Origin of the sequence: Roseibium porphyridii (assembly GCF_026191725.2) — a bacterium.
Classification (GTDB): domain Bacteria; phylum Pseudomonadota; class Alphaproteobacteria; order Rhizobiales; family Stappiaceae; genus Roseibium; species Roseibium porphyridii.
This window is the reverse complement of record NZ_CP120863.1, coordinates 3534384-3559216: the sequence shown is the minus strand read 5'-3', so window position 1 is coordinate 3559216 and position 24833 is coordinate 3534384. Positions and strand designations below refer to the sequence as shown.

26 protein-coding genes and 3 tRNA genes are annotated in these 24833 nt (G+C 53.2%); 17 read left to right on the top strand and 12 right to left on the bottom strand.

Features of this window, described 5'->3' with window-relative positions; genetic code table 11:
- Positions 1–11: 11 nt before the first annotated feature.
- Positions 12–1565, bottom strand: coding sequence for a caspase family protein (locus tag K1718_RS16580; RefSeq protein WP_265681505.1), 1554 nt, complete (start codon positions 1563–1565; stop codon positions 12–14).
- Positions 1566–2044: 479 nt separating this feature from the next.
- Between K1718_RS16580 and K1718_RS16575 the strand changes: the two genes are divergently transcribed.
- Positions 2045–2899, top strand: a complete 855-nt coding sequence (locus K1718_RS16575) for a hypothetical protein (RefSeq protein WP_152502006.1) — start codon at positions 2045–2047, stop codon at positions 2897–2899.
- A 43-nt stretch (positions 2900–2942) separates the two neighbouring features.
- Here the strand turns inward: K1718_RS16575 and K1718_RS16570 are convergent.
- Positions 2943–3018: transfer RNA gene (locus tag K1718_RS16570), tRNA-Glu, on the bottom strand.
- Positions 3019–3143: 125 nt separating this feature from the next.
- Positions 3144–3584 carry a VOC family protein gene (locus tag K1718_RS16565; protein WP_152502005.1) on the bottom strand — a complete coding sequence of 147 codons (441 nt, stop codon included), beginning with the start codon at positions 3582–3584 and terminating at the stop codon, positions 3144–3146.
- 54 nt (positions 3585–3638) lie between these two features.
- On the opposite strand from K1718_RS16565, the gene K1718_RS16560 reads away from it, so the two are divergent.
- The 3 genes from K1718_RS16560 to K1718_RS16550 all read left to right on the top strand — a co-directional run bounded on the left by K1718_RS16560 (position 3639) and on the right by K1718_RS16550 (position 5739).
- Positions 3639–4403 carry an SIR2 family NAD-dependent protein deacylase gene (locus K1718_RS16560; RefSeq protein WP_265681506.1) on the top strand — a complete coding sequence of 255 codons (765 nt, stop codon included), beginning with the start codon at positions 3639–3641 and terminating at the stop codon, positions 4401–4403.
- A 151-nt stretch (positions 4404–4554) separates the two neighbouring features.
- Positions 4555–5136, top strand: a complete 582-nt coding sequence (locus K1718_RS16555; RefSeq protein WP_274706378.1) for a cold-shock protein — start codon at positions 4555–4557, stop codon at positions 5134–5136.
- 117 nt (positions 5137–5253) lie between these two features.
- On the top strand, positions 5254–5739 hold the full coding sequence (locus K1718_RS16550; RefSeq protein WP_265681507.1) for a DUF192 domain-containing protein: 486 nt from the start codon (positions 5254–5256) through the stop codon (positions 5737–5739).
- A gap of 134 nt (positions 5740–5873) precedes the next feature.
- Here K1718_RS16550 and K1718_RS16545 read toward each other — a convergent pair whose 3' ends face one another.
- Positions 5874–6350: a hypothetical protein gene (locus tag K1718_RS16545; RefSeq protein ID WP_265681508.1), complete on the bottom strand. Its 477-nt coding sequence runs from the start codon at positions 6348–6350 to the stop codon at positions 5874–5876.
- Between the two features lie 256 nt (positions 6351–6606).
- On the opposite strand from K1718_RS16545, the gene K1718_RS16540 reads away from it, so the two are divergent.
- From K1718_RS16540 to K1718_RS16530, 3 genes are all read left to right on the top strand, one after another.
- On the top strand, positions 6607–7164 hold the full coding sequence (locus K1718_RS16540) for a hypothetical protein (protein WP_152502000.1): 558 nt from the start codon (positions 6607–6609) through the stop codon (positions 7162–7164).
- 309 nt (positions 7165–7473) lie between these two features.
- Positions 7474–7550 (top strand) — tRNA-Pro (locus K1718_RS16535).
- 283 nt (positions 7551–7833) lie between these two features.
- A complete protein-coding gene (locus K1718_RS16530) occupies positions 7834–8544 on the top strand; it encodes a hypothetical protein (protein ID WP_152501999.1) in 711 nt (236 codons plus the stop codon).
- Here the strand turns inward: K1718_RS16530 and K1718_RS16525 are convergent.
- Both K1718_RS16525 and K1718_RS16520 read right to left on the bottom strand, forming a co-directional pair.
- Complete coding sequence (locus K1718_RS16525) at positions 8516–9022, bottom strand: hypothetical protein (protein ID WP_265681509.1); 507 nt, start codon at positions 9020–9022, stop codon at positions 8516–8518. The two genes, K1718_RS16530 and K1718_RS16525, sit on opposite strands and share 29 nt — an antisense overlap.
- A 24-nt stretch (positions 9023–9046) precedes the next feature.
- The gene (locus K1718_RS16520) at positions 9047–9280 is read right to left on the bottom strand and encodes a hypothetical protein (protein ID WP_152501997.1); all 234 of its coding nucleotides are present in this window, start codon (positions 9278–9280) and stop codon (positions 9047–9049) included.
- A 331-nt stretch (positions 9281–9611) separates the two neighbouring features.
- On the opposite strand from K1718_RS16520, the gene K1718_RS16515 reads away from it, so the two are divergent.
- Both K1718_RS16515 and K1718_RS16510 read left to right on the top strand, forming a co-directional pair.
- Positions 9612–9917, top strand: coding sequence for an ETC complex I subunit (locus tag K1718_RS16515; RefSeq protein WP_265681510.1), 306 nt, complete (start codon positions 9612–9614; stop codon positions 9915–9917).
- Positions 9918–10053: 136 nt separating this feature from the next.
- Positions 10054–10130, top strand: a tRNA-Arg gene (locus K1718_RS16510).
- 143 nt (positions 10131–10273) lie between these two features.
- Here K1718_RS16510 and K1718_RS16505 read toward each other — a convergent pair.
- Positions 10274–10531 (bottom strand): hypothetical protein, encoded by a 258-nt coding sequence (locus K1718_RS16505; protein WP_152501995.1) that lies wholly within the window; start codon positions 10529–10531, stop codon positions 10274–10276.
- Positions 10532–10759: 228 nt separating this feature from the next.
- Here K1718_RS16505 and K1718_RS16500 point away from each other — a divergent pair, with 228 nt between their 5' ends.
- Positions 10760–12703, top strand: a complete 1944-nt coding sequence (locus K1718_RS16500; protein ID WP_265681511.1) for a BTAD domain-containing putative transcriptional regulator — start codon at positions 10760–10762, stop codon at positions 12701–12703.
- A 6-nt stretch (positions 12704–12709) separates the two neighbouring features.
- Here K1718_RS16500 and K1718_RS16495 read toward each other — a convergent pair whose 3' ends face one another.
- Both K1718_RS16495 and K1718_RS16490 read right to left on the bottom strand, forming a co-directional pair.
- Positions 12710–12991 (bottom strand): hypothetical protein, encoded by a 282-nt coding sequence (locus tag K1718_RS16495; protein WP_265681512.1) that lies wholly within the window; start codon positions 12989–12991, stop codon positions 12710–12712.
- Positions 12992–13059: 68 nt separating this feature from the next.
- Positions 13060–13350: a hypothetical protein gene (locus K1718_RS16490; RefSeq protein ID WP_265681513.1), complete on the bottom strand. Its 291-nt coding sequence runs from the start codon at positions 13348–13350 to the stop codon at positions 13060–13062.
- A gap of 267 nt (positions 13351–13617) precedes the next feature.
- Between K1718_RS16490 and K1718_RS16485 the strand changes: the two genes are divergently transcribed.
- Positions 13618–15009, top strand: coding sequence for a YcaO-like family protein (locus tag K1718_RS16485; RefSeq protein WP_265681514.1), 1392 nt, complete (start codon positions 13618–13620; stop codon positions 15007–15009).
- Positions 15010–15185: 176 nt separating this feature from the next.
- Here K1718_RS16485 and K1718_RS16480 read toward each other — a convergent pair whose 3' ends face one another.
- Together K1718_RS16480 and K1718_RS16475 are read right to left on the bottom strand one after the other, a co-directional pair.
- A complete protein-coding gene (locus K1718_RS16480) occupies positions 15186–15737 on the bottom strand; it encodes a CAP domain-containing protein (RefSeq protein WP_265681515.1) in 552 nt (183 codons plus the stop codon).
- The gene (locus K1718_RS16475) at positions 15734–16570 is read right to left on the bottom strand and encodes a phosphodiesterase (protein WP_265681516.1); all 837 of its coding nucleotides are present in this window, start codon (positions 16568–16570) and stop codon (positions 15734–15736) included. The genes K1718_RS16480 and K1718_RS16475 overlap by 4 nt, the downstream gene beginning before the upstream one ends.
- A gap of 163 nt (positions 16571–16733) precedes the next feature.
- On the opposite strand from K1718_RS16475, the gene K1718_RS16470 reads away from it, so the two are divergent.
- From K1718_RS16470 to K1718_RS16455, 4 genes are all read left to right on the top strand, one after another.
- Positions 16734–18578, top strand: coding sequence for an ArnT family glycosyltransferase (locus K1718_RS16470; RefSeq protein ID WP_265681517.1), 1845 nt, complete (start codon positions 16734–16736; stop codon positions 18576–18578).
- On the top strand, positions 18562–19473 hold the full coding sequence (locus K1718_RS16465) for a phosphatase PAP2 family protein (RefSeq protein WP_265681518.1): 912 nt from the start codon (positions 18562–18564) through the stop codon (positions 19471–19473). The genes K1718_RS16470 and K1718_RS16465 overlap by 17 nt, the downstream gene beginning before the upstream one ends.
- Positions 19470–20231 (top strand): glycosyltransferase family 2 protein, encoded by a 762-nt coding sequence (locus tag K1718_RS16460; RefSeq protein WP_265681519.1) that lies wholly within the window; start codon positions 19470–19472, stop codon positions 20229–20231. Before K1718_RS16465 ends, K1718_RS16460 begins: the two co-directional genes overlap by 4 nt.
- Positions 20232–20306: 75 nt before the next feature.
- Entirely contained in the window at positions 20307–20621 is a 315-nt protein-coding gene (locus K1718_RS16455; RefSeq protein WP_152501986.1) for a lipid-A-disaccharide synthase N-terminal domain-containing protein, read from the top strand.
- A gap of 114 nt (positions 20622–20735) precedes the next feature.
- Here K1718_RS16455 and metC read toward each other — a convergent pair whose 3' ends face one another.
- Positions 20736–21914, bottom strand: a complete 1179-nt coding sequence (gene metC / locus K1718_RS16450; protein ID WP_152501985.1) for a cystathionine beta-lyase — start codon at positions 21912–21914, stop codon at positions 20736–20738.
- A 461-nt stretch (positions 21915–22375) separates the two neighbouring features.
- On the opposite strand from metC, the gene K1718_RS16445 reads away from it, so the two are divergent.
- Both K1718_RS16445 and K1718_RS16440 read left to right on the top strand, forming a co-directional pair.
- A complete protein-coding gene (locus K1718_RS16445; RefSeq protein WP_265681520.1) occupies positions 22376–23395 on the top strand; it encodes an amino acid ABC transporter substrate-binding protein in 1020 nt (339 codons plus the stop codon).
- A 228-nt stretch (positions 23396–23623) separates the two neighbouring features.
- Positions 23624–24829, top strand: a complete 1206-nt coding sequence (locus K1718_RS16440) for an amino acid ABC transporter permease (RefSeq protein ID WP_173006246.1) — start codon at positions 23624–23626, stop codon at positions 24827–24829.
- Positions 24830–24833 lie beyond the last annotated feature (4 nt).

Genomic DNA, 24833 nt, shown 5'->3' with positions numbered 1-24833 from the left:
TGTCGGTTTCGTCAGCGGCCGATTGCGCCACCGATAATGCCACCGACAACACCGCCAATGAACGCTGCACCGGCCGGGTTTACACCGCCACCGTTGTTGCTGCGCCGTGTGGTCGTGGTGTTGTTGTTACGACGGGTCGTTGTCGACCTGCTAGTGCTGCTGCGCGAGGCTGCTGCGGCCTGTTGCTTGCGCCGCACTTCTGCTTGATAGGCAGCGTACTGAGTAGCTGTTTGCGTCGTTAGCAGAGCATATTGCGCAGGCGTGAAGAAGCCAGTCGGTACGATGCCGTTAGCTGTCTGCCAACCAGTGACACCTGCGCGGGTCTTTGGCCCGAAAGCGCCATCCGGACGGCCCACGTCAAATCCTGCAAGGTTGAGACGGGTTTGCACTTCACGACGAGCAGTCCGGTTCCAGCCAAGCGAAGATTCGGTTGCCTGTGTACCTGGGATGGCCTTTTGCGGGTCAGGCATAGTCGAGACAACACCTGCTTGACCTGGAACAGCCGTGGCACCTGGGTTGACTGCAGCCACCTGACTTCCGGATTGCAAGCGCTTGATGCTGTTACGAGCAAAGTTCGTGAAAGTGCCATTCGGATAGGCATCGAGGTACGACTGGTAATCGTCAACCGTATTGCTTGCCTTGGCCGTTTCCCAGATCAGCTTTTCACGCTCCCAGTCAATTGTGGACTGCGTGGTTGCAGCAACTGAGGGAGTTGTCGCGACGGGCTGAGGTGTCGTCGTAGGCGTTGTGCCGAGCGACGCAACTTCGGTCGTCGGTCCGCTTGCCACCGCAGCCTGCTTGTTGAGGAACACTTCGCCAATCAGGGAAGCATTGACCCAAGGACGCTGACGTTTTTCAGTTTCCTGGTAGACGTCGCCGGTAACACGGGTCATGACGGTTTGGATCGATGCGTTCGGTGTATCGATATGCCGGATCAATGCGGAGGTGAACGGAGAGTTCGTACCTTCACCGTCAAGAGCGACATCGCCAGGACTGGTTGCAAATGCGATTACCGAACCTTCGCCACCGGTTTCTTCAATCTTGATTTCAGCAAGACCCTGACCAACGCTTCCTGAGCGTGTCGGTCCCATGCGCCGTGACAGCGTGCGCGCAAGCGGGTTATCGCGGCATGCGTCAAGGAACACCATCTGCACTTTCACGTCCTTGGACATCTGGCGCATGATGAAATCGACCGTGATGGTCTCGAAATCCAGAGAGGTTTCGTCTTCAATCGTGGCGTCGATAGGCACAAGGTGGTTCTGGCCGCCGACCTGGAGGCCATGCCCCGCGTAAAACAGAATCGCAATCTCTGCGCCATAAGCCTTCTTTGCGAAGTTCATGACGGATCTGCGCATGTCATTATAGGTCTGATCCTGACCTGCAACGACATCAAAACCCAGGCTACGCAGTTTGGTAGCCATCTGTTCTGCATCGTTGGCAGGATTGGGTAGCGGTACTGTGTGTTCGTATGCGCCGTTGCCGAGAACCAGGGCAACACGCTTCGCGAGCGCCGGAGCTGTCCCTGCGATCATTATTGCCAGCACGGCGATCATTCGTGTGAACATTTCAATGTCCTCTCGTCGATCTTAGGTTGCCTGTCGGGTGAGCCGATCTTGTTTTCGAGGTCTTCGTCCTCTTGAAAGAAGACGTACCCCCTTTGGCAATTCAATTCTGTAATAAACGTCACAGGAACTGGAATTCCGAGTTCCCCAACCCCTGCACGCGGGAACCCGCTTGTCTCAAATGGCAAAGCTCCCTGGAATCCAGCCACGACTATAGACAATCAAGTATGAGAACGCCACGATTGCACGCACAATTTACCAGCAAATTTTGCAATGGGTTAAGCTGGGTGCCCCAAGGGCAGGGTGTTGCGACAAAGAGTGAGTACCTGAGCTGGGTCTTATGTCGCTGTTATGAGCGCTGACCACTGATTTGTGACTGCTGTCACGTTTTTGGCCATGACAGCTCTGCTAGCCTAGCAGCATTGCAATTGTTCTGTCCGGCAGGCTCTGACGATGAGCCCGCAAGATAGGGAGACCGTTAGATGGCTGGAAGTGCTGATATCCTCAAACACATGCTTGAAGAGCATGTCGAAGTGTTTCGCGAAGCAGCAATGCTCTATGAAGCTGCGATTTTGGTTCGGCGCACAAATACGGCAACGCTTCAACATATCGGCAAGGACTATGCGTTGCCAAAGCGTCTCGATTGTAAGGCGAAGACAGCAGATTTTGATGTCTTGCCATTGGGGAGCAAACCGTCGGCGACAAAACGCGGCTGCATTGCTGGTCTGGTTGTTGATCCCACACTTTTCGGCCCGTCCGCTTACAAGGAAGGGCGCTATCCCAAGGCTGTTGGAGAATGGAACAACTTCAAAGCTCGGCTGCGACCGGAAATGGACAGCTTCTTTCAACAGCAAACACTGACTTACATTCCCCATGGCGGGCTTTATTTCGTCGAACTCAATCCGAAGGATCCTTACTACGGATGCGTGAAATTCGCCGCAAATTCTCTAATACGAGCAGGAAAGTGCATTCACGGTGACTTTGACCTTTATGGCATCGTGGACATGAAAGAGCCCGAAAGGCTGCTGCGTGTGCGGGAGGAACGGCTGGGTATGGAGCACGCGCGATCGCCGAAATTCTTCGATGTGCAGCACTATGTGAACAACAAGATCGGCGTCACCATGGTTCTTCACGGTTCACAGGAAACATACGCCAGCGAACATGAAGACGATGAACTGGATATCTTCTTTCCAAACGGCCGGATCGCTTTTGCAGGGCCGACAGGGGCGGATATCGCCGAGTTTTACCAGACTGAATTTCCGGGAAGAACACTGTTCAGAAAAGATGATCCGGCCATTGAGATCAAAAGACGGTATGTTTCTCCGGGTGAGTTCTGACATCACACCGAGCAAAACGTCTCAAATTTCCCTGTAAGAAAAATGGCACGCCCAACGGGACTCGAACCCGTGTTTCCGCCGTGAAAGGGCGGCGTCCTAGACCGCTAGACGATGGGCGCGCGGTCGACACAGTTGCGTCGTGGGGAGGCTTATAGGCGGGAATGCTCACGCCCGCAAGAGCCTTGACGACAATTTTTTGCAAGCCCGGGAAACCGGGCTTGCAGATGTTGAAAACCGACGTGAATTACCACTCGCCCGTATTACCCATCGAGGCCCAAGGCTCTTTGATTTCAAGGGCTTCACCTTTTTGCAGCAACTCAATCGAAATGTTGTCCGGCGAACGAACAAATGCCATGCGGCCATCGCGTGGTGGCCGGTTGATCGTGACGCCCTGTTTCTGGAGGTTGTCGCAGAAATCGTAAATATCATCGACTTCGAAAGCGAGGTGACCGAAGTTTCGCCCACCATCATATTCTTCCGGATCCCAATTGTAGGTCAGTTCCAAAAGTGGCGCGGCGTTGGCCTTGCCGGCGTCAACATCTTCAGAGCCGGCTAGAAAGATAAGGGTGAAACGGCCCTTTTCACTTTCATGGCGGCGGAGTTCAGTCATGCCCATCTTGTTGCAGTAAAAATCAAGGGAATCGTCAACATTGGTGACCCGAACCATTGTGTGCAAATAACGCATATCCTACCCTTTTCCCAATCGAATGAGGTTGTCTGAAAGGCGAGTGACCGACCCATGAAGACCATCACAGGACTGGCCGAAGCTCGCAACTATGTCGCACAATTCAAGCGCGGTGCCTACCACCGGATCGTCGCTCTGACGGGTGCTGGCATTTCGACAGAATCCGGCATTCCGGATTTTCGTTCGCCCGGCGGGATATGGTCCAAACGACAACCGGTTCAATACCAGGATTTTGTAAGGTCGGAAGAAAGTCGTCTGGAAGACTGGGATCGACGCTTTGAAATGCAGGACTTTTTTCAAAAAGCTGAACCCAATGCAGCCCATTTGGCACTGACGTCGTTGGCCACAAATGGGTATATGCGGTGTCTGGTCACGCAAAACGTGGATGGGCTTCATCAGAAAGCTGGATTTCCTGACGACAGGCTGATTGAGATACATGGGAATTCAACCTTCGCCACATGCCTATCCTGCGGTGCGCGCGCGGAGCTGGAAGACCAAAGACAAACAGTTGAAACCGGGCGTAGTCCTAATTGTGTTAAATGTGGCGGGTTGTTGAAGGCCGCAGTCATCAGTTTTGGTCAGCAGATGCCGGAAGCAGCCTTGCAAAACGCTGCGGCGGCAGCGCAGGAATGCGATCTCTTTCTGGTTCTCGGATCGTCACTGGTTGTTCACCCGGCAGCTCAACTTCCTGCTTTGGCGGCAGAGGCTGGGGCAGAATTGGTGATTCTCAATGGAGAAGAAACGCCACTCGATTCTTATGCTTCGACAGTCATACGCACACCCTTGGCACAGACTTTTGCCGAATTTCATGAAGAATAACGGAAAATCGAGCAAATGGTCTGTGGTTAGTCCGACAATTTCCCTTCTCGACACAAAGCGCAATGTTATCCTTTTGTTAGGAATCAGCTAATGGGCGAGTCGAATTCTGCCCTTAGTTGAATGATGCGGACCAGAGACGGGACAAATGGCTATGGGGGTTAAAACCGCAGGGGAACCCCGCGCACTCGATACAATGACGGAAGATGTTGCCGTTGATGTTTTCGAGATCGCCGGAACGATTAAATGGTTCGATGTCGGTAAGGGCTACGGCTTCATTGTGCCGGACAGCGGTGAAAACGACATCCTGCTTCACGTTACCTGCCTCAGGCGGGATGGATACCAAACCGCCTATGAAGGCGCACGCGTTGTGTGTGAGGTGCTTGATCGGCCTCGAGGACTGCAGGCGTTCCGCATCCTTTCCATGGATGAAACGTCGGCAACACATCCCTCGCAGCTGCCTCCGTCCAGAACACATGTTCAGGTGGTTCCGGAAGGCGGATTTGAAAAAGCGACCGTCAAATGGTTCAACCGCGTGAAAGGCTTCGGTTTCCTGACCCAGGGAGAGGGGTCTGAAGACATCTTCATCCATATGGAAACGCTGCGCCGGTTCGGAATCACGGAGTTGCGACCTGGTCAGGACGTACTGGTCAGGTTCGGGACCGGACCTAAAGGGCGTATGGCGGCTGAAATCCGGCCGATGGGTGCTGGAACCCATATCCCGGCGTCTCATTGACAAATAGGCAGCTTTTTTGATTTCAAGGGCCGGACATGTTCCGGCCTTTTTGTTTGGCAACGGTCTTTCTATGTATTCCAGTGTTGCAACATTTGCCGGTGAACGGAGCCCAAACGTATGATTTCCCACACTGTGGCTCACTCGGTCGTCTTGTCGTTTTTGTTGTTGTTTACTGCGACTGGCCTTTCTCCTGCTACCGCTCAAGACGAAGTCGCGCCTTTGCCGACAGAAACATTGGTCGTTCGCTCCGGCGACAAAGAACACACATTCACGGTAGAAGTCGCCTCCACGGATAGGCAGAGAGCCCGGGGGCTCATGTTCCGTGAAGAGATGGCCACCGATCACGGCATGCTGTTTGTTTTCGAAGGCGAGGGGGACCGATTTTTCTGGATGAAGAACACACCGCTGCCACTCGATATCATCTACATCGATGCCAAGGGATGGATCGTGTCAATCGCGGCCGACACGACCCCGTTTTCTGAAGCGGTCATTCCGTCGCGTGAGCCGGCAAAATACGTGCTTGAACTCAATGCCGGTATTTCCGCTGAACTGGGCCTTGAGCCCGGTGACGGCGTTTCCAGCCCTTCTATGATGGCTGAATAGTTTCTTCTGGATAATGCAGACGAGGCGTGTAGCGGAAACTTTGCGCGTATCGCTGCTTAAGCGTCACTTTCACGCTTACGGAGCGTATTGCCTTAGGCCGCTTTCCCTCGTGAATATTCCGAATTGGAACCAGGTCAGTCTTTGGGCCTCGGCATCAGGAAATTTGTGATTTCAATCACCATTTTATTCGACCTGGCAATGCTACGTTCGCCGTGTTGATCAACAGATTGTTGGTCACGCCGTTTGCGGCACCTTACCCATAGAACAATCATCGAATGCCAGCTTAAGCAGGCAAGTTCCTGGCTGGCAAAACACCTGGCTGTTCGCGCATGAATTGAAGCCGCGATCCCATAGATGATTTTGAGAATCAGAGCTTCTTTCTGGTGCCGAGTTCGACCGACTTTTTTGTATTTGAGAGTAAGCAACATGAGTTCCATTTTTCCCGGTGCCGCCCGTAGCCCTGCACCCGGCGCGCCCAAGATGAAAAAACCGAAGTCCTTGATCTCAACCTGGCCGCCGAAAGACGCCGCTGCTGCCAGATGGGCAACCGACGGAAACTTCTGGACGCATGCACGCGCCGTTGGGCGCCAGAACCCCTGGGACTTGATCATTTTCAACTTCCAGACCCAGGACCCGCTCGAAGTGAATTGGTACTTACAAAACGCGGTCGGATGCTGGCGCCTTGACCCCAGCGGGAATTTCAAATTTGACAGTTCTCTAACGGCTGATGGCAAGGACGGAATAATATACGTCCCATCATCCAGTTGGGTCCCACCTGCACATTTCAGCAAAGGGTCCGGGGCTGCAACTTTCATGGCAGGTGTAAACAATTCTGCCGCAACAATTCTTAGGGATTTGTCCCGAAGAATGCCCACGATCAGTCATGGTGCGACGACCATGCGTGCGCAGGACTATCGGAAGATTGCCGAACTGATTGAAACCAATGCAATTACAATTGACGTCAATCCTGACCTGGGAGGACGCGGCGGATACCTGGACGACGAAAAAGCGATCAAGTTGCGATTCATGCCTAGGATAGGCAATGCGCGTCATGCCAGTACGCTCGCAAACGAAGCTGTCCACGCAGCGACCCATTTTTACGAAATACCGCACAACATGTTGAAAAACGAATACGTCTCAACTGTTGCCGGTGCGGTTGCAATGGGCGTGACGAGTGAACGCGTCTTGCGGCGTTACATCAATCCTCGGCACTTCAAGAATTGGGGTTACTACTATTCAGGTTGGGTCTGGCTCAATGACTTTAAACCTCGTGGCGGCTGGTCGATTACCCTCGATGACCTGGACCATCAGTTCGAGCACCCATATTTGTCGACCACAGCGAACCCGGTGAGCGAGCTCAGGGTTTCGATGGCAGGCAGCTATGGCTGGAAGGGGAAGGTGGAAATCATACCTGAGTGGGACTGACCATCTGCCGAGGATAGCTGGACACTCTTCGGTTGGGGGCTCTGGTGTGTTCAAACACAGAATTCGACTTGGAACCCGATCTAACCCCAAGAAACTTGAACCTTGGTTGGTTATGAAGGCACCAGGCTAGAGCAGTTTCTTGCGCGGTCTCTCGGAATACTAGATCGAGAGGTGAGGGAACGGGCATTCGATGCAGCCCAGAGTTCGATTGGCCTGTTGGACCTCTTTCCACAAGCCTTGGATTGCTCTTAAATTCTTCGCTCTTGACGCCAACGCCGAACGCGGATACACCCCTCGAAATCAACGGATCGGGGTATAGCGCAGCCTGGTAGCGCATCTGGTTTGGGACCAGAGGGTCGCAAGTTCGAATCTTGCTGCCCCGACCATTTTTCCCAAAATATTGGTTTGAATACTGGACTGCACCATCGTGGTGTCGGGACTTCTGGCTTGTGTTTGCTGACGCGATTCTTTCTTTGGACGGGTTGGGAGCGACGGCGCATGCATTGCTGCTGCTAATCATAGGGCAATTATTGATTATGCCGGGATAACTTGGCGCGCACACACAAGCGACCTTGTGCATCACGCCTCAGAAGAACACTCTGGCACTCCGACGAATTTGATCCTTCAGGGGAGGCGCTTTCACAAGTTGGACGGCGCCAGGCAGGGCAGATGGGACCGGACCCGGACGAGCAGGGCACGCTGGAAATATCCGCGGCCATTGCCGCCATTCAAACCAGAATTCATAAAACCGGGCTGTCCTTGAAGGAGAGCGCGGATTTTGGGCTATTTGAAAAAACGATCCGATCCACCGAAGACAAATATCTGATGGAGGATTTCTCGCCCAGGTTCTTCGATCTTCATGGCGCGACTGCGTTCTGGATCGGCGCTTATAACAGCAGCGGCAATATTGTTTCCGTTCAGGCAGCCAAAGTGGAGGACCTTAAGGACAGGAGCCTCGCAGACCATTGGCAACAGCAGCAACGTAGGATGTTTGTCGACCCGAACCCACAGGTTCGTTTTGGCAGTGAGCATGCCCACGACGCCTATTTCATGCGTGGCAGGATCGTCTATCACGGAAATCTATGGCTGAGAGGTGACATTCGAGGCAAGGGACTGGCCGAACCGCTGACACAGCTTGGTTTCCTCGTTTCCTTGTTGAAATGGTCGCCCGATTATCTCTATGGCCTTATGGCGTCAAAGGCTGCAGAAAAGGGCTTTGGCGTCCGGGTTGGGTACCGCAGGTTTGTTCCGAGAGGTACGCACTGGCACATCGCGCCAGGCCACATCAGGCCGGATGACTGGCTCGTCTATTCGACCAGGAGCGACCTGTTCGGGCTGGCGAAATTGATCGTCAGGACTTTGGCTGAAGATCCTGAATGACGCCGAGATACGCGCAGATCCGGTAGTTGGCTCTGATATGCGGACGTACGGCAATAATCAGTCGCTCGAAAGCAATCTCATATTCCTGTCCATCGACGGAAATGGGTGTCCTGGCGTAGCCGTAATAGGGTCTGCCTGATAGCGCACTGCGGTAGCCTTCAGCTGACGCTCTTTCAAGGTCGGCATCAGGTGTGCGAAGTGCAGAGTTTGAGCCGGTCGAGGTTGCCCAATCGTCACCAAAAAGCTGACGTTGCCCACTTTCCTTGCCAACGTAAAAGATTGGCGGCGGTGCGAAATCGGTTACCTTGTCCGAACACAGGCTCAGGTGCGGCAAAAAAGGTTGCATTGTTTGCCTGAAACTACCGTCAGCGGACGTCATGACTGCCTCGTAAAAGCCAGCCAGCAACGGGTCAGCAAGGCCATTTTCAATGGCCTCGGTCCCGAGTTCCGTAAAAACTGTTTGTGGGCGGTTCAGCAAATAAATTCCGTGGTCAGTTCAGGGTTATCGATTGAAGGCTTTCAGAAGCAGGGACATGACATTCAAAAACTCATCCTGCTTTTCCGGGCTAAGTTCATCAACTTCGGACACACCATAATCCAGTGTCAGGATCATGTCCCACATTTCAGTCAGGTTTGCCTTGTCGATTGATGATTTCAGATTGACCGGTTTTGCGGCCGTTGGCTGAATGTGCTCCGGTATGGAGGCGCCCAGGTTTTTGAGAAACGGGTAATGCATAAGCCATCCTGTTGTGTTGTTCTTTTTGGTCCCGCCATACCCACATGAAAAGACCGGCTGTATCACGCATCTGATTGTGCATTTGTCTAAGACGATCCCTTTTGATTGTTATTTTATTCAAAAGTTCACGTTAGGAGAGTTGATAGCACAAGTTGCAGCTTTCGTCATCTCACGTGATGTCACAATCCAACGAGTGGTAAACGCAAAATTTGCAATTTGGTTTGTTTTGGAGCGCTGTCAGAAGGCTAGGTGTTGACTTCCTTCCAAAAGGCAGGAAAAAGCTTGTGGAACAGAAGTGATACTCTGCGAAATCGTTTAAGGGCACAGGCACATGGTTGCGCGCATCTATCGTCCGGCAAAAACCGCCATGCAATCGGGCAAGGCAAAGACCCATCGCTGGGTGCTGGACTATGAGCCGGAGGCCGCGAAATCTGTTGAACCGCTTATGGGCTACACGTCTTCATCGGATATGAAGCAGCAGATCAGGCTCTATTTTGAGAGCCAGGAAGATGCCGTTGCTTACGCCAAACGCCACGGAATTCCGTATCGGGTGGAAAAGGCTCAGGAGCGCAAGGTGCGCGGCTCGGCCTATGCGGACAACTTCAAGTTCAACCGGGTGGCTCCCTGGACGCATTGAGGTCTTTCAAGCTCTCGGACCGGTGCGAAATGTCCCGTAGGTGCCGATTGTTTGTTGAAAGAGGTTCTGCCTATTGCATTCCGACGTTGTTTTCAGCCGCTCAGTAAATTATCAGCAGCGTCAGAACAGCAAAAGTGGCCCCGTAGCTCAGCTGGATAGAGCACTCGCCTTCTAAGCGAATGGTCGCAGGTTCGAATCCTGCCGGGGTCGCCACTTTTCCTTTTGTTTGTGCGGGACAATTCATGCGGGTTACCGCTCCATATCCCGATGTCCGGACTTAAAAAAGTTTTGCTCACAAAAATGCCGCACACCGGTAAGGCGCGCGGCAAGCTGTTGCTGCTTTAAGTGTGGAACCGTCAGGCGTTTTCTGACTTGGAGCTTTCCACACTTTGTTGCCCCACCATGAGCGGTGTGATCTTCGTCTTCAGGAGGCTGTCGAGATCCTCGGTTCCGTCTTCCAACGACTGCAGAGCCATGTCGAGGAAGTAGGAGCAGAAAGTCCGCCCGTCCTTGTCCGATTCCTTCTTGGTGTACCGGATCATGCGTTTAATCGCTTCAACTGCCGGTTCCTGTTGGGATTCGGTAAGGTCCGGTTTGCTGACTGTCTTTGACATTTTACTACCCACCAGTATTCGATTCGCCGTTTGCAGCTTCGCGCTGCGGTGACCATCCATTTAAATCATGCTGTTGCGGCGTGAAATAAGCGTGATAAGCTGTTGTTGTGTTTGCGGTTGCGTATTATCCGCGGTTGCGTGACCACGACAACATTGATGCTGATGTTCAAATACGGGGAATTGATGGCAAAGGCGTATTGTTTCGCTTGCCTAGGACGGCCCTTGCTGATGAGCAAGGACTTGGAGCCGGTCGCAGTCAAGACCCGTAAAGCCCTGGCAATCATGGCCTATCTGAGCCGGATGAGTGGACTTACTGCGCCGCGTGAGACACTGGCCGATCTGTTGTGGAGCGGTACGGACAGACACAAGGCGATGCAGTCGATGCGCCAAGCGCTGCGACAGCTCAAAACCGCAGAAGAAGCCGCGGGCATTGATGTTGTGCGTTCGTCGCCTGGTCATGTTCAGCTTGGATCTTCCGCATTTTACACTGATTTGGACGAGGTGATGCGCCTGCTTGAAAACGGGCGCGCTTCCGATTTTCGTGAAGCCACAGATTTATGGCGCGGAGAGTTTCTGGCAGGCTTCGAAGATATTGACCCGGAGCTGAATGACTGGATCCAGGTTGAACGCGAACGCGTGCGTTCTGAAGTTTCAACAGCCGCCTTTCGGCATCTGGACGAGATATCTGTAGACGATGGCGGACAGCAGGTTGAGGCCGGAGGCAAGTTTCTTCTCACCATAGATCCTGCCTTTGAAGCCGCTCACCGTCTGCTTATCCGGCTCTACAAGAAGCTTGGCCAGCCCGAACGCGCTGAACAGCAGTTCAAGACCTGCGAGCGCGAAATGCGTCTTCATCTCGATGCGGAGCCAGATGAGGAAACACGGGCGCTTCTGATTGCGGAAGAAGCCGAAGGCAAAAGAGCTGGAGTTTCGCACCACCCTGGGGATATTGGTGCGACCCATAGTGTGCTTTCAAACAACGAAGAGGTCGTCAAGCTTCCTGAGATTTCAATTATCTCTTCATCGCTCCACAAGAAGGGGCTGAACGACGCGGTCCACCTTCGCGAAGAGATTGTCTCAGGCCTGTCTTCCTTCAAGTCTTTCGATCTGTATGAGTCGGAGTATTTCGGCGAAGAAAACTTTCCAAAACCGACACTGGTTCATGGTCATGAATTGGGCAGTTACCAATTGCGGTTCAGGCATGATGAACGCAGTGGAAAGATTGCGATCCAGTTTGAGGACCGCAGCAATGGGCAGATTGTCTTTAACGAAATCATTGACCTTAGTCTCTGGGACGGCATCGCCCCGGCAGCAAGTCAGGTCGTTAGCAGGGTCCATTCGGTTGCAACGACGAGACTGAGAAACCCCTCAAACACCTCAATTTTCGCTCGTTGGTGCCAAGCCGAAGCATTGTTGTGGGATTTCACTCCGCAGTCTGATGAGAAGGCAATGCGATTGCTCAATGATTTGGAACGGTCAAACGGTTCGTTTTCATTGATCTATTCTGGCAAAGCATCAATCATCATGAAGCAGGAACTGCATTTTCCGCTCCATGACAAGACAACCCACGATGGCATGGGCGGTCTACTAAATTTAGCCGAAAAGGCCATTGTCCTAGATCCTTGGCAGGCGGCAAACCAACGTGTCTACGGATGGGCGTTGATATTGTCCAACATGCCAGATGAAGCGCGGCGCGCATTCCAAAACGCTGGTCGTTTGAGATCGTCAGACCCTGCTAATCTCATGTCAGTCGCCGAAGGACTTGCATTTTCAGGTGATGTGGATGAAGCGCGCGCAACCGCCGAACGGGCCTTTAACCTGTTCTCGTTTGTGCCACGGGTTTTCTACGAATATCTTGCCAACATCTATTTTGCGTCGGATGACTTTGAGAGCGCAATCACGCAAATCGAAAGAGGGGCAGGCATCAGTGTCGGTGGTTTGACAACCCGTGTCGCTGCGCTGATTTGTTCTGGAAGAGAAGACGAGGCGTTGCAGACGCTTCAGCGTTTTACGGACCAGAGAGCTGCTTTGTTGGATAGTGCTCCTGAATTCACTGCAGACCCTGTCACATGGCGCACAAGAGTGAATTTTTTCCAGGACAAAGCTGTTCGTCAAAATTTCGACAAGGGGGCAGCTCTCGTCCAGAAATTCCTTTTTGAAGGAACAAGGTAGGTGAGCCTACTGCAGTAGCTGGCCCAGCTCTGACAGATATTGAGGATTGGATTGCGCCAGCTTCTTGCCATTTAATCTGAAAGGCAGGGCAATTGTTGATCTATCGGTTTCTGCTTCCACGACTTTGAAATTAAGAAGCTCTGTCGCTTGTTCTGGTAGACCAAGTTCTGACAGCACTTTATTCGGGTTCTCAACCAATTCTCTTTTGAGAGCTGGGTCTAAGGAAGCCTTTGCAAGCAACTCACCCAGGGCTTTCGTATTTCTTTTGTAATGCGGGAACCGAGCCATTTGACTAACCTTTTGCCAGCAGCCACCCGGACATAGTTGCCCGGGTAACAGCGCTGTTTGATCCAAAATTACTCAGGCAGATCTTCGTAGTAGCAGCTTCCCAAGGCAGCTTTGCCGAGTTCCTCGAAGTATGTTTCGTCGCCTGCAGCAACTCGGGCTGTATCGATATTTGCCGGAATAACCAGATGAACCGTGTCGGCTGTGTCCGCAAGCAACTGAACATCCGAGGCAGCGCCAAGGTCGCCGAGAACTGCTTTCGGATCATCAATCAGTTTGGCGCGGTCATCAGCATTTTGAATGATTGCACCGAGTTTCGCGCCGAATTCCAGGTTTTTCTGTGAAGTAGTTTTGGCGTGCATAGTGAGCCTCCTGAAGTTAAAATTGCGCCGCGCCGTGTTAAATGGTGGGATGGTCACGCGGCTATTTGAAAATCAGTCAAACTTTAGTAAAAGTTGGTGGGTAATTTAACTTTACTAACGCTTGACTGACTTCGAGAATTACTAAATTCGATTTTAAAAAGTGGCTCAATAGTAATTCAAATAATCTACAAGTGCTGCAATTATAGGGTGAAGCAAAGTGTCCTATGGATACTTAAACTTGGTCGGCGGGTAGGTATGGCGGAGAAGTTGGACGGGTCGAAAATTCCGACTGAGTTGCGTGATGTGTCGACGGAAATTCTTTCCGATCTCCAGCGGGTCGGGCTGTTGCATCTCGGCTCGAATGATGGGCCCTCGGAAATCCAAATAGCCGATCAAAGCCTGAACCTCTTTCTTCCATTTCTGACTTCGCACGACGTGAAACTGGTTCCGATGGATGTTGAATTTTGTCCGGTTGCTTTCTGCACTGGTCTGTTGAACCTGGTTGAACATGTTGAAGATGAAGCGAAGAGGGCATCTCAAACTCTTCCCGGTGGAGGGCAAGGCTGGGAACGTCAAAATGCAGCCATAAGTTGTATTGGAGAGCTGGCTGAAAGAGTAAGCCTTTGGACTTGTGGGTATAAAGACGGAAGGGTTTTTTTAGGTAAGTCCGAACAACCAAAGGTAGCGTTTATGGACGTGATCGGGCTAAGTGATCGTCAGGAGCGCGCAGCAAGGACGCAGCTGCAGTTAGAGATGCGGAATGGAGCGCATGCCGCAGCGTCCTGGGAGGAGCTTTTTCAACGTCGAGTCTTCCTTAGAAACCTTATAAAAGACGAAGTATTGTCGTTTCCAAGTATCGGAATACTCTTCAAGGAATTGGAGCAATTATCTGGTCGCACCATGTCCTTCGCTTCCAGCGCAGGCTGCGCTGTTTGGTCGAGCCTGGAAGGTGCTCGAAACAGAGCCTTGAGGGAGTTGGTGGAAAGGGATGCCATCGCGCAAGCATGGTACAACCGCCTGGGGATAACTCTTCTGAGGGCGGGGTTTTTGAATGAAATCTTGCGCAATTCTCTGATCGAATTTTTAAACCAAAGATCGCGGCATTGGTGTGTCTTGTCGGTTGAAACCGACTTGGATATTCAGGTCGCCCTGGCGGTTTCGCACAATGGATCAGGTGGGCGCTGCGTTATTGGTTCGGCGGCAGCTGGTACGCTCGTTGAGGCGTGCGAAAGCGCTTTGCAGGAAATGCTCCAGGCTGAAAACTCTCTTGCCTTGATGGATCGGGCATATCCAGCCCAAACTGAAAGCGGCGGTTCGGCTGCACGTGTGCCGCGGCAACTGGCGTATGCTCGCAATAACTCGATCTTTGACGATTTGCCTCTGGAAAATGCAGCGACAGCAGATGAGAGACAGGCGCTAGTGAGTTTTTCCAGCGACGACCTGTTGCAAAGCTGTTTTGACCGGAAATTGCGTATCTACGAGTTTGATGCCACGCGCCCGGACTTGAATATTCCTTGCGTAAAACTCGTTTCACCGGACCTTTGCACTTGGGAACCACGGTTTGGCAAAAGACGCCTTTATGAGGGTGTTGTTGAGCGCGGTTTGAGAGCGACACCAGGAACAGAGGAAGAGTTCGCGTCGAGGCCATTTCCGTTCTAACAGGCTTTGAAATCGTCAATTGACAGCGCAGCGCACGCGCGGTACTAAAAACATGACTTTCGTACTCAGGTTTAGTGCGGCGTCCGGGTGGTCCTCGGATCATCCAATCTCTGGAAGAAACTCATGGTGGGGGCGACCCCGCCATTTTTTCGTTCATGGATCAGGGGTTTTGACAGCTAACGCGCCGTTGGCCGCCCGTCTTCATTGGGACGCGACAAGGTCATGACCCAGAAGTTTCGCCATTTTCCGGTGTTGCGATTGGTCCGCGCGATACCGACGCGGGTTACATAAGGGTTGAGCAGATTTTTGTTGTGCCCCTCAGAACCCTGCCACCCCTGAAAGGCAGCATTCAGATCGGCATATCCAGCGCCGAGATTTTCCGCCCCCGCATAGTTTGCGTATCCGGCTTTATCCAATCTTTGAGACAGACCGAAAGCGCTGTGTGCCCACGTGTCCATGCTGTCACGTTCGGCAATGTGACGTGCCATGTCCTGCGATACAGAATCAAGTTCCGGATCGTGACGTAGCGGCGGACGCCCGTTCTGTTGTCGATATGTGTTTATCATCGACAGCATTTGAGATTTATCGACGGTCTGATCTGTAAGGATGGTCTTGTCTTCAAGTTCACTGCCGCCCGGCAATGCTCCGCAGGACATGAGAACAAGAGCCAACAAGATAAACATGCCTGGCCATAGGCCGCGCCTTTTCGCACGAGCGATTTCTATCATGCCTCGTCACCCGGCCATACAACACCTTCATCGGCAAAGAAATGATGGGGGCCAGGGAACGCCTCAACATATGCCATGTGAGAAACCACTCCCGTCGCTTCAGAATGGTAGTGAAGAAAATAGGCTGGGGGCTCGAAATTGAACAAGGCTGGCCCGTTTTCTGTCAGGTCGAGAACGACTTGATGACCGGTGCTGGGAGCAAGCGTCATCACCTTTCCGGCAAAACTGGCAATGATTGGCCTGTGAAGGTGACCACAGATGATCCTTTCAACATGGGCATGTGGCGCTATGACCTCCGCCAGAGCGTCCGCGTCAACCAGACCCATGTTGTCCATGTGAACGATGCCGGAGAGTGCCGGTGGATGGTGCAGGGCAAGCAGTGTTGGAACCTGCGTTTCCTTCAAACGGGAGTCCAGCCATGCCAGTTGCCAGGGACCCAGCTCACCCTTAGGACTTCCAGGCAAATGGCTGTCCAGTGCGATCAACTGAACATCGCCAATTTTTGCGGTGTAGCAGATCTTGCCGTCGCCCGTTTCGGAGATCCCGGGAAAACTGCTCATTTCACGCCGCATGCCACTGGTGCTGTCGTGATTTCCAGGCAGAAGGAAGACCGGCATGTCGAGACGGGAGAGCAGTTCTCGTGCAACGGCATATTCACGCGGGTCGCTTCGGTCGGTCAGATCCCCGGTTATGACAAGAGCATCCGGTTGTGGATCAAGAGACTTCAAACACCTAATGGCTCGTTCGGCAAACATGTTCGTGTCTGAAACCCGATAGCACGCCAGGCCTCTTGGTCTCAGGTGCAGGTCGGTCATATGGGCAATCAAAGTCATGGGAAACCTTGGGACTCAAGTGAGGAAAAAACAAAATGGACGATAGCGAACACACCGCTCAGAGCAAGCTCTTGTTTCCCTTTTTGAAAAGCTCATGTAGGAGAAGCTCTATGGCAACGGGCTGGCGGGCGTGGCTTGAGTGAGACATCGGAATTGAAACCAGATGGCAGATGAAACTGTAAAGCCGAAGAACCAGGTAGAGGTCTCTTCCGACGAGCAAGATGCATCGTCTGAGCAAACGTCAGTAAACGACGGTCAAGAACAAGACACTCAAACGCCACTTCCAAAACCGAAGAAGCCGATTTGGCTGCACATTTTTGGTCACGATATCACCGCACCGTTTCTGCTTCTGCTGTTGTCTCTCGTGCTGTTTGTTCCCGGTCAATGGACAGTTCCACCCCTAGATCGTGACGAGCCGCGCTTTACTCAGGCAACAAAGCAAATGCTTGAGACGCAGGACTACATCGATATTCGCTTCCAGGAACAGGCCCGCCACAAGAAACCCGTCGGCATCTATTGGCTACAGGCTGCGGCAGCAAAGATATCCGGCAAGGATGCCGAGGCCCCGCTGTGGGTCTATCGGTTGCCGTCGATAATAGGTTCGACCATTAGCGTTCTCGCTGCATTTTGGCTCGCTCGTGCGTTTATGGGGCCAGCCGGCGCGTTGCTTGTGGGAGGGTTTACGGCGCTTGCTATCATTGTGGGTGTTGAAGCAAGGCTAGCGAAGACTGACGCCGTGCTACTGGCAACAATCATCATTGCGCAAGGGGCTCTGGCGCGGATTTGGCTGAAGCAGCAGAGCCAGCGATTGTGGACGCTGAGTTTTGTTTTTTGGACAGCATTTGCCGCAAGTATCCTGATCAAGGGGCCTGTCGGCCCGATGGTCATCGGTCTTACAATTGTCGGTCTAATGGCCATGAAGCGTCAGTTTGCCTGGTTCAGGGCTGCTTCTCCGCTCGTCGGCCTTGTCTGGACTATCCTGCTCGTCTCACCCTGGTTGGTTGCCATCTGGATAGCAACAGACGGAGCCTTCTTCACCGAAGCGATCGGAAAGGACCTTCTTGGCAAGGTTCGAGAAGGGCAGGAAAGCCACGGAGCGCCGCCGCTAACACATCTTGGCGCGATGCTGGGCGTGTTCTGGCCGTTGCCGGCATTCTTCCTGATTGCGTTGCCTTTGATCTGGCGCGAGCGGAAAAGCCCGCTGGTGGTATTTGCAACAGCATGGTTTCTGCCGAGTTGGGTAATCTTCGAGCTTGTCGCGACCAAATTGCCTCACTACACGATGCCGCTCTTGCCAGCGCTTGCCTTACCGGTTGCTGCTGCGCTGATTGAGGGGGCAGGGGCGAATTCCAAGAAATCGGTCCGCTGGGTTGCGGCGATACTTCTTGCGGTGCCTGCGGTTGGTCTGGCAGTGGCGTCATTTGCAGGTCCGTTTGTACTTGGCACCTGGCCATCGCCTCCGGGTGCCGTGATTGTCGCTCTTGGCGCAATGTTCGCAGTTGCAGCAGCTTCAAGGATCCTTCGTGGTCCTGCGCTCTATTCGTTGCCTGCGGTCACAATGGCCGCCGTCTGTGCTGCCATCGGCGTTTGGGGCTTTGTCGGTCCGGCACTCACACCGATCTGGGTAAGCCCACGCCTGGTGGCTGCGCTCGACGAGGTTCCTGGCTGCGCGGATGCTTCTCGCCGACAGGTCGTAACTTCTGGCTTTCACGAACCGAGTTTCATCTTCCTCGAGGGCACTGGAACAAAGATCATTTCACCCAAAAATGCGGCCGAATTTTTGAATGAAGCTGCATCTGCTGAAAAGGGATCTTGCCGGATTGCTGTCATAGAAAGCCGGGAAGAAGCTGCGTTTTTGGCGGCCTCCAAGGAGATTGGCCTTGTGCCCGAGGTTCGAAAAAGGGTAGACGGCCTCAATATCAATGGTGGCGATGACGTCGATATCGCGCTTTATCAGAATGTCAAAGCGGTCACAGGTACAGAAGAAAGCGATGCAGAACAGCAGTAATTATGTCCGGCATATTCTTGCACGCATGCGCGGGAACATGCGTCGGGCTGCTATCCTGCTTTCCGGTCGAAAAGGCCGGGCGATGCAGAACCGTGACCCTTTGCCGCCTGGACAAAGACCTCAGGACATCCTGGCTGTGTTGCTGCTGACCGTCGGGATTGCAGTGGTGGCATTCGATATTCCGACCTATCCCTGGCTACAGTCTCTGCCGGGTGAATACAGATCAGCATTCCGTGCTGTTACCGATTTCGGCAAGGCAGACTGGATACTAATCAGTACTGGTGTGACGTGCCTGTTTCTCCTGGCTCTGGACGCCGGCCGGTATGCCTTCCGGCTGCGAATGGCAATCGGGTCGATTTTCACCTACAGCGCCTTCATCTTTTATTCCGTTGCCGCAACAGGCCTGTTGGCGATTGCCTTCAAGTGGTCGCTCGGACGTGCACGGCCAAAACTCTATGAGGAAGTAGGGCCGGTTCGGTTCGATTTTCTGGCGTTCGATGGAACCTTCACGAGTTTTCCTTCCGGTCACTCGACCACAGTCGCAGCGCTGGCAACTTCGTTGGCTTTCATTTTTCCGGCCTATCGCTGGCTGATCATAGCGGCTGCTTTCTGGCTCGCTTTCAGCCGGGTCATGGTTGGTGCTCACTATCCAAGCGATGTCATCGCCGGAACGTTGCTCGGTATGACCTTCACATTCTTCACTGTCCGCGCCTTGGCACGACGCAGGATCGGCTTTCATCTGTCTGCTGCCGGAAAAATAGAACCGAACATGAATGTCAGGTCCGCCAGCGCTTGCGTGCGGGCAGTGTGGCAGGTTCTGCGTGGTCAACGCGGGGCTGATCGCGTTCCGATGGAGCAGTCGACGGCAGAGCAGACGGAACGGACAAGCGCATGACACAAAGTTATCTGGAAGCCGTCGCCGCCAACAAAGGGGCGCTGGCCGTAACAGTGGTAGTGCCTGCCAAAGACGAAGCAGAAAATCTGCCGATCCTTTTGAATGAAATCGAAACGGCCCTGTCTGGTCATTCATTTGAAGTGATCGTCATTGACGATGGATCTTCTGACGGCACAGACATTGTTCTCCAGGATTATGCAGCGACTCATGACTGGTTACGGCCCGTGCGGCATGAAACGTCCTGCGGTCAAAGCTGCGCCGTGCGCACCGGTTTGTTACATGCGCGCGGAGATGTCGTAGCCACCATCGATGGCGATGGTGAAAACAATCCGGCTTACATACCCGATCTTCTGGATGCCTTGAATGCAGCGGGCCCCTCCGTTGCTCTTGCGGCCGGACAAAGGCTCGGCCGAAAGGCAAGCCTTGCCAAGCGTTATGCGTCGAAATTTGCGAACAAGCTTCGTGGGGGCATTTTGAAAGACAACACCCGAGACAGCGGGTGTGGTCTGAAGGCTCTTCGTCGGGAAGTTTTCCTTCAACTGCCTTATTTCGACAGCTGGCACCGTTTTCTACCGGCCCTTGTAATCCGCGAAGGATATGAGGTCACACATATCGATGTTCAGGATCGAGAACGTCGACATGGAACCTCGAAATATGGAATATTCGACCGCGCTCTTGTCGGTGTTCTGGACCTCTTCGGTGTTTGGTGGTTGCGACGCCGTAGGAAAAAAATTCCTCAAGTCCGTCCTCTGACCTGATCCTCACCGCATTCTGGCTTCAAATAGACCAAGTTGCCGGGCAATCGGCCCGAAGAACCTGACTGGACCTGCCTCATGAACGCTCTTGTTGATTGGCTAAACGCCGTTTTTGTCGAGCAATTCGATTTCTGGATCGTGCTGGGTTTTGTTGCTCAGTTCATGTTCATGATGCGCTTTGTCATTCAATGGATAGCTTCGGAGAGGGTTGGCAGATCCATCGTCCCCGTCGCGTTCTGGTTCTTTTCCATTTCGGGTGGTTCTTTGCTTCTGGTGTACGCCATACAACGTCAGGACCCGGTCTTCATTGCAGGGCAGGGCCTGGGCTTGCTGATCTATTTCCGTAACCTCTGGCTTATCTTCAAAGAAAAGCGCAACGACCCGACGATTTGAGGCAAGTGAGCAGCCGCTGGGTCTAGAACGATCGCGATTGAGGGCAAAAGAGCTTGCAACGCTGTGAGCGTTCACCCACAGCGTCTTCAATATTTTCGGTAAATTTTTTGCCGATTAGTCGAATGCCTCGGTCAAAGCCTGTTCCATATCTTTGATGAGATCTTCCGGATCTTCCAAGCCGATATGCAGACGAACCGACTGAAGGTCTGGATCGAATGGCGCAACAGTTCTTTGACCCTTCAATCGAACCGGAATGGCCAGGCTTTCAAACCCACCCCAAGAAAACCCAAGACCAAAAAGTGTAAGTGTGTCCAAAAATTTGAACGCTTGCTCTTCACTGGTGCCTGACACGAAGTCAAATGCGCAAAGCCCCGAGCTGCCGCTGAAATCCCGACGCCAGATTTCATGGCCCGGGTCGTTTGCAAGGGCAGGGTATTTGAGAGCTCCAATTTCAGGCCGTCCGCTCAACCAATTCAAGATTTCCATCGTGTTGCGTTGGTGGCGCTCTAGCCGCACCGAAAGCGTGCGAAGTCCGCGAAGACCCAGGAAGACGTCGTCTGGCGCGGCATGACAGCCCATGGCACCATAAAGAGTGTGGAGCTTGCCCCATGCACGCTCGTTTGCAGCCACAGTGCCCAGCATGACATCGGAATGACCGACGATATATTTGGTGCCGGCCTGGATCGACAGATCCACACCAAGCGACAAAGGTTGGCAAAACAGCGGGCTCGCCCAAGTATTGTCCATCAGGACAGTTGCATCGATCGTGCGTGCCGCGGCAGCAATGGCTGGAACGTCCTGCATTTCAAAGGTTAGTGAACCGGGAGCTTCTGTGAAGACCGCTGTTGTTTCCGGTCGAAATAGAGACCTGATTTCTTCACCCAACGAAGGGGCGTAATATTCGACTGTGATGCCGAGACCTGGCAGTACCGTGTCGGCAAAATGGCGTGTCGGTCCATAAGCCGTATCGGCAATGAGGATATGATCGCCAGCCTTCACACAGGAAAGAACGGCAAGCGCGATGGCGTTCAGCCCAGAGTTTGCAATTTTGACGCCTGCCGCCCCTTCGATCTCCGCAAGTGCGCTTTCAAGCGAATCTGTCGTCGGATTTCCTCTTCGAGCATACGAGTAGGTCTGCTGTCCCGTCACAAGAGTTTTGGTGTCAGGATACAAAACCGTCGAAGCATGAACCACCGGGGGATTGACGAACCCGTGAAATGCCAGTGGGTCTCGACCTGCATGGGCAAGTTTGGTGTCGGCTTTGAGAGCCGAAGTGGATTTTTGCGATGACATGGATGCTCTTGAATGCTGATCTGGGTAACGCCACAACCTGACGGTGGGCAGGAAGCGACACTTTAGTCATTCGACCATCGCCTGCAACCGGGTTGTTGCGCTCAAGAGTAGTGATCGCATCCGATAAAACTCAAACTAAAGTTAACGGTGGCGTTACGGGAATTAAATGGATTGAACTCTTTTTGGGCATTGAATGATTTCGTTTTAGACATGTTCGTGTTTTGTGCAGCTGTTTCAGTGGCAATTGTTCCAAGGCACTAGAATTTTGACGAGATAACTGCAGCAAGTACTTGACCCGAACGGCTAAATGCCATCGTATGGGGTCGTTGGGTTGGGACGGGAGACTTCTGGAGGAAACAGTCAGCAAGGCTGCATACTGTCCGGATAGCGAGACAGGGAAGACGTCTTCCGAATAAGCCCGACAAGACAAAGTATGGGTAACAAATAAAGGCTGCATATCCATGTCCAATAAAATCCTTCCGCTCGTACTCGGCGCTGCTATGGGAGTCGCCGCAACGACGGCTGCGGGTGCAACGACGCTGGAAGACGTCAAGGCAAAAGGCTTCATTCAGTGTGGCGTGAGCCAGGGCCTGCCGGGTTTCTCTAATCCGGATTCACAGGGGAACTGGACCGGGCTTGACGTTGACCTTTGCCGCGCAATGGCTGCTGCGGTATTCGGTGACGCGTCCGCTGTTAAATTCACTCCGCTGTCCGCTAAAGAGCGTTTCACCGCTCTGCAGTCCGGCGAAGTTGACGTTCTGTCCCGTAACACCACCTGGACCATGTCCCGCGATACTCAGCTCGGTCTGAACTTCGCAGGCGTGAACTACTATGACGGTCAGGGCTTCATGGTTCGCAAGGACCTCGGCGTTACGTCCGCTCTGGAACTCTCCGGCGCTTCCGTGTGTACAAACACGGGCACGACGACTGAGTTGAACGTTGCTGACTACTTCCGTGCGAACAACATGCCGTACGAAATCGTCGCTTTCGAAAAAGCAGACGAAGTTGTTGCTGCATATGACGCCGGCCGTTGCGACGTTTACACCACGGACGCTTCCGGGCTGTATGCTCAGCGCCTGAAGCTGACCAATCCGGGCGACCACATGGTTCTGCCGGAGATCATCTCCAAAGAGCCTCTGGGTCCGGTTGTTCGCCAGGGCGACGATGAGTGGTTCAACATCGCAAAGTGGACCCTCAACGCAATGCTGAACGCTGAAGAGCTCGGTGTTACGTCTGCAAATGTTGATGAAATGAAGGCTTCCGACAACCCGTCCGTCAAGCGTCTGCTTGGCGCAGAAGGTGCGTTCGGTGAAGCTATCGGCCTGTCCAATGACTGGGCTTACAACATCATCAAGAACGTCGGTAACTACGAAGAGTCCTTCAACGCAAACGTTGGTCCGGACACTCCGCTCGGCATCTCCCGCGGTGTTAACGCACTGTGGAACGCTGGCGGCTTCATGTACGCTCCGCCGGTCCGCTAATCCTCTTGTAATTTGAGGATTTCAGGGGTTCCGGCGGTCTACTGCCGGAACCCTCAATAAATTCCGCGCATCAAAACTGGAATAATCCAGTAACGCGTGGGGGAACAATCTGCTTTCGCCGACTGGGGAGCGCAAAAGCGCAAGACGTGAAGCAGATATGGACACGTCAGAGGAGAGGCTTCGTGCCGGGCTCTTTCGTGACAACTTGGGCGAGGTTCTATGTCAGTAATGGAGCAGGACTCGGCGGGGGCGCCGGCGCGTGCTTCGCTGTTGAACGATCCCAAAGCCCGTGGCCTTTTTTACCAATTGGTATTGATCGTCGCGTTGGTGACTTTGGGATACGTCATCGTTACGAACACGATAGCCAACCTGGAACGGCAAAACATTGCCTCTGGTTGGGGTTTTCTGGAAAACACTGCCGGTTTCGGCATCATTCAGTCTTTGTTTCCCTATTCGGAAACATCAAGTTACGGCACGGCCCTTCTGGTCGGTCTCTTCAACACAATACTTGTTGCCGTTGTCGGCATCTTCTTTGCCACGATCTTCGGTTTCGTCATCGGGATCGCGCGGCTCTCCAACAACTGGGTCATCAGCCGGCTGGCATATTGCTACGTTGAGCTTGTCCGAAATGTCCCGCTGCTGCTGCAGATCTTTTTCTGGTATTTCGCGGTTTTGCGCGCTGTTCCGGGAAAGCGTGAAAAGTGGTCGCTGTTTGATACCATCCACTTGAATATTGGTGGTTTGAGATTGCCAAAGCCGATCTGGGAGCCTGGTTCCCATATGATCGGCATTGCGCTGATCGTGGCCATCATTGCCTCAATCGTCATCTCCAGGTGGGCTCACAAGCGCCAGGATGCCACTGGGCAGCAATTCCCGATGTTCTGGACTGCTGTCGGCCTTATCGTCGGTCTGCCGGTGCTGGCTTACCTCGTTATGGGCATGCCGATGTATTGGGAGCATCCCAACTTCGTTGAAACCGGACCAATCCTGCGTCGTGGTTTTGAGTTGAATGTCGGTATCAACGTCATACCGGAGTTTTTGGCTCTTACCGCTGCTCTTGCGATCTACACCGCCGCCTTCATCGCCGAAATTGTGCGTGCAGGTATTCAGGCTGTTTCGCATGGTCAGACGGAAGCCGCCCATGCGCTGGGGCTGCGTAACGGTCCAACATTGCGCCTGGTCGTCATCCCGCAGGCAATGCGCGTGATCATTCCACCGCTGACGAGTCAGTATCTGAACTTGACCAAGAACTCTTCTCTGGCTGTAGCCATTGCCTTCCCGGACCTTGTGTCCGTCGGTGGCACGGTTCTCAATCAGACGGGGCAGGCAATCGAAATCATTGGCATCTGGATGGGAGTTTACCTTTCGCTCAGCTTGCTCACATCCGCCTTCATGAACTGGTATAACCAGCGCATGGCGCTCGTGGAACGGTAAGGAG

Bases quoted from the DNA above. Each gene is read 5' to 3' on its own strand.
- K1718_RS16565 (WP_152502005.1), bottom strand. From the start codon at position 3,584: ATGCGTTATTTGCACACAATGGTTCGGGTCACCAATGTTGACGATTCC.
- K1718_RS16460 (WP_265681519.1), top strand. From the start codon at position 19,470: ATGACACAAAGTTATCTGGAAGCCGTCGCCGCCAACAAAGGGGCGCTG.
- K1718_RS16560 (WP_265681506.1), top strand. From the start codon at position 3,639: ATGAAGACCATCACAGGACTGGCCGAAGCTCGCAACTATGTCGCACAA.
- K1718_RS16455 (WP_152501986.1), top strand. From the start codon at position 20,307: ATGAACGCTCTTGTTGATTGGCTAAACGCCGTTTTTGTCGAGCAATTC.
- K1718_RS16500 (WP_265681511.1), top strand. From the start codon at position 10,760: ATGAGCAAGGACTTGGAGCCGGTCGCAGTCAAGACCCGTAAAGCCCTG.
- K1718_RS16490 (WP_265681513.1), bottom strand. From the start codon at position 13,350: ATGCACGCCAAAACTACTTCACAGAAAAACCTGGAATTCGGCGCGAAA.
- K1718_RS16515 (WP_265681510.1), top strand. From the start codon at position 9,612: ATGGTTGCGCGCATCTATCGTCCGGCAAAAACCGCCATGCAATCGGGC.
- K1718_RS16555 (WP_274706378.1), top strand. From the start codon at position 4,555: ATGGGGGTTAAAACCGCAGGGGAACCCCGCGCACTCGATACAATGACG.
- K1718_RS16495 (WP_265681512.1), bottom strand. From the start codon at position 12,991: ATGGCTCGGTTCCCGCATTACAAAAGAAATACGAAAGCCCTGGGTGAG.
- K1718_RS16550 (WP_265681507.1), top strand. From the start codon at position 5,254: ATGATTTCCCACACTGTGGCTCACTCGGTCGTCTTGTCGTTTTTGTTG.
- K1718_RS16520 (WP_152501997.1), bottom strand. From the start codon at position 9,280: ATGCATTACCCGTTTCTCAAAAACCTGGGCGCCTCCATACCGGAGCAC.
- K1718_RS16580 (WP_265681505.1), bottom strand. From the start codon at position 1,565: ATGTTCACACGAATGATCGCCGTGCTGGCAATAATGATCGCAGGGACA.
- K1718_RS16445 (WP_265681520.1), top strand. From the start codon at position 22,376: ATGTCCAATAAAATCCTTCCGCTCGTACTCGGCGCTGCTATGGGAGTC.
- K1718_RS16530 (WP_152501999.1), top strand. From the start codon at position 7,834: ATGGGACCGGACCCGGACGAGCAGGGCACGCTGGAAATATCCGCGGCC.
- K1718_RS16505 (WP_152501995.1), bottom strand. From the start codon at position 10,531: ATGTCAAAGACAGTCAGCAAACCGGACCTTACCGAATCCCAACAGGAA.
- K1718_RS16575 (WP_152502006.1), top strand. From the start codon at position 2,045: ATGGCTGGAAGTGCTGATATCCTCAAACACATGCTTGAAGAGCATGTC.
- K1718_RS16465 (WP_265681518.1), top strand. From the start codon at position 18,562: ATGCAGAACAGCAGTAATTATGTCCGGCATATTCTTGCACGCATGCGC.
- K1718_RS16470 (WP_265681517.1), top strand. From the start codon at position 16,734: ATGGCAGATGAAACTGTAAAGCCGAAGAACCAGGTAGAGGTCTCTTCC.
- K1718_RS16540 (WP_152502000.1), top strand. From the start codon at position 6,607: ATGCCCACGATCAGTCATGGTGCGACGACCATGCGTGCGCAGGACTAT.
- K1718_RS16480 (WP_265681515.1), bottom strand. From the start codon at position 15,737: ATGATAGAAATCGCTCGTGCGAAAAGGCGCGGCCTATGGCCAGGCATG.
- metC (WP_152501985.1), bottom strand. From the start codon at position 21,914: ATGTCATCGCAAAAATCCACTTCGGCTCTCAAAGCCGACACCAAACTT.
- K1718_RS16440 (WP_173006246.1), top strand. From the start codon at position 23,624: ATGGAGCAGGACTCGGCGGGGGCGCCGGCGCGTGCTTCGCTGTTGAAC.
- K1718_RS16545 (WP_265681508.1), bottom strand. From the start codon at position 6,350: ATGATCAAGTCCCAGGGGTTCTGGCGCCCAACGGCGCGTGCATGCGTC.
- K1718_RS16475 (WP_265681516.1), bottom strand. From the start codon at position 16,570: ATGACTTTGATTGCCCATATGACCGACCTGCACCTGAGACCAAGAGGC.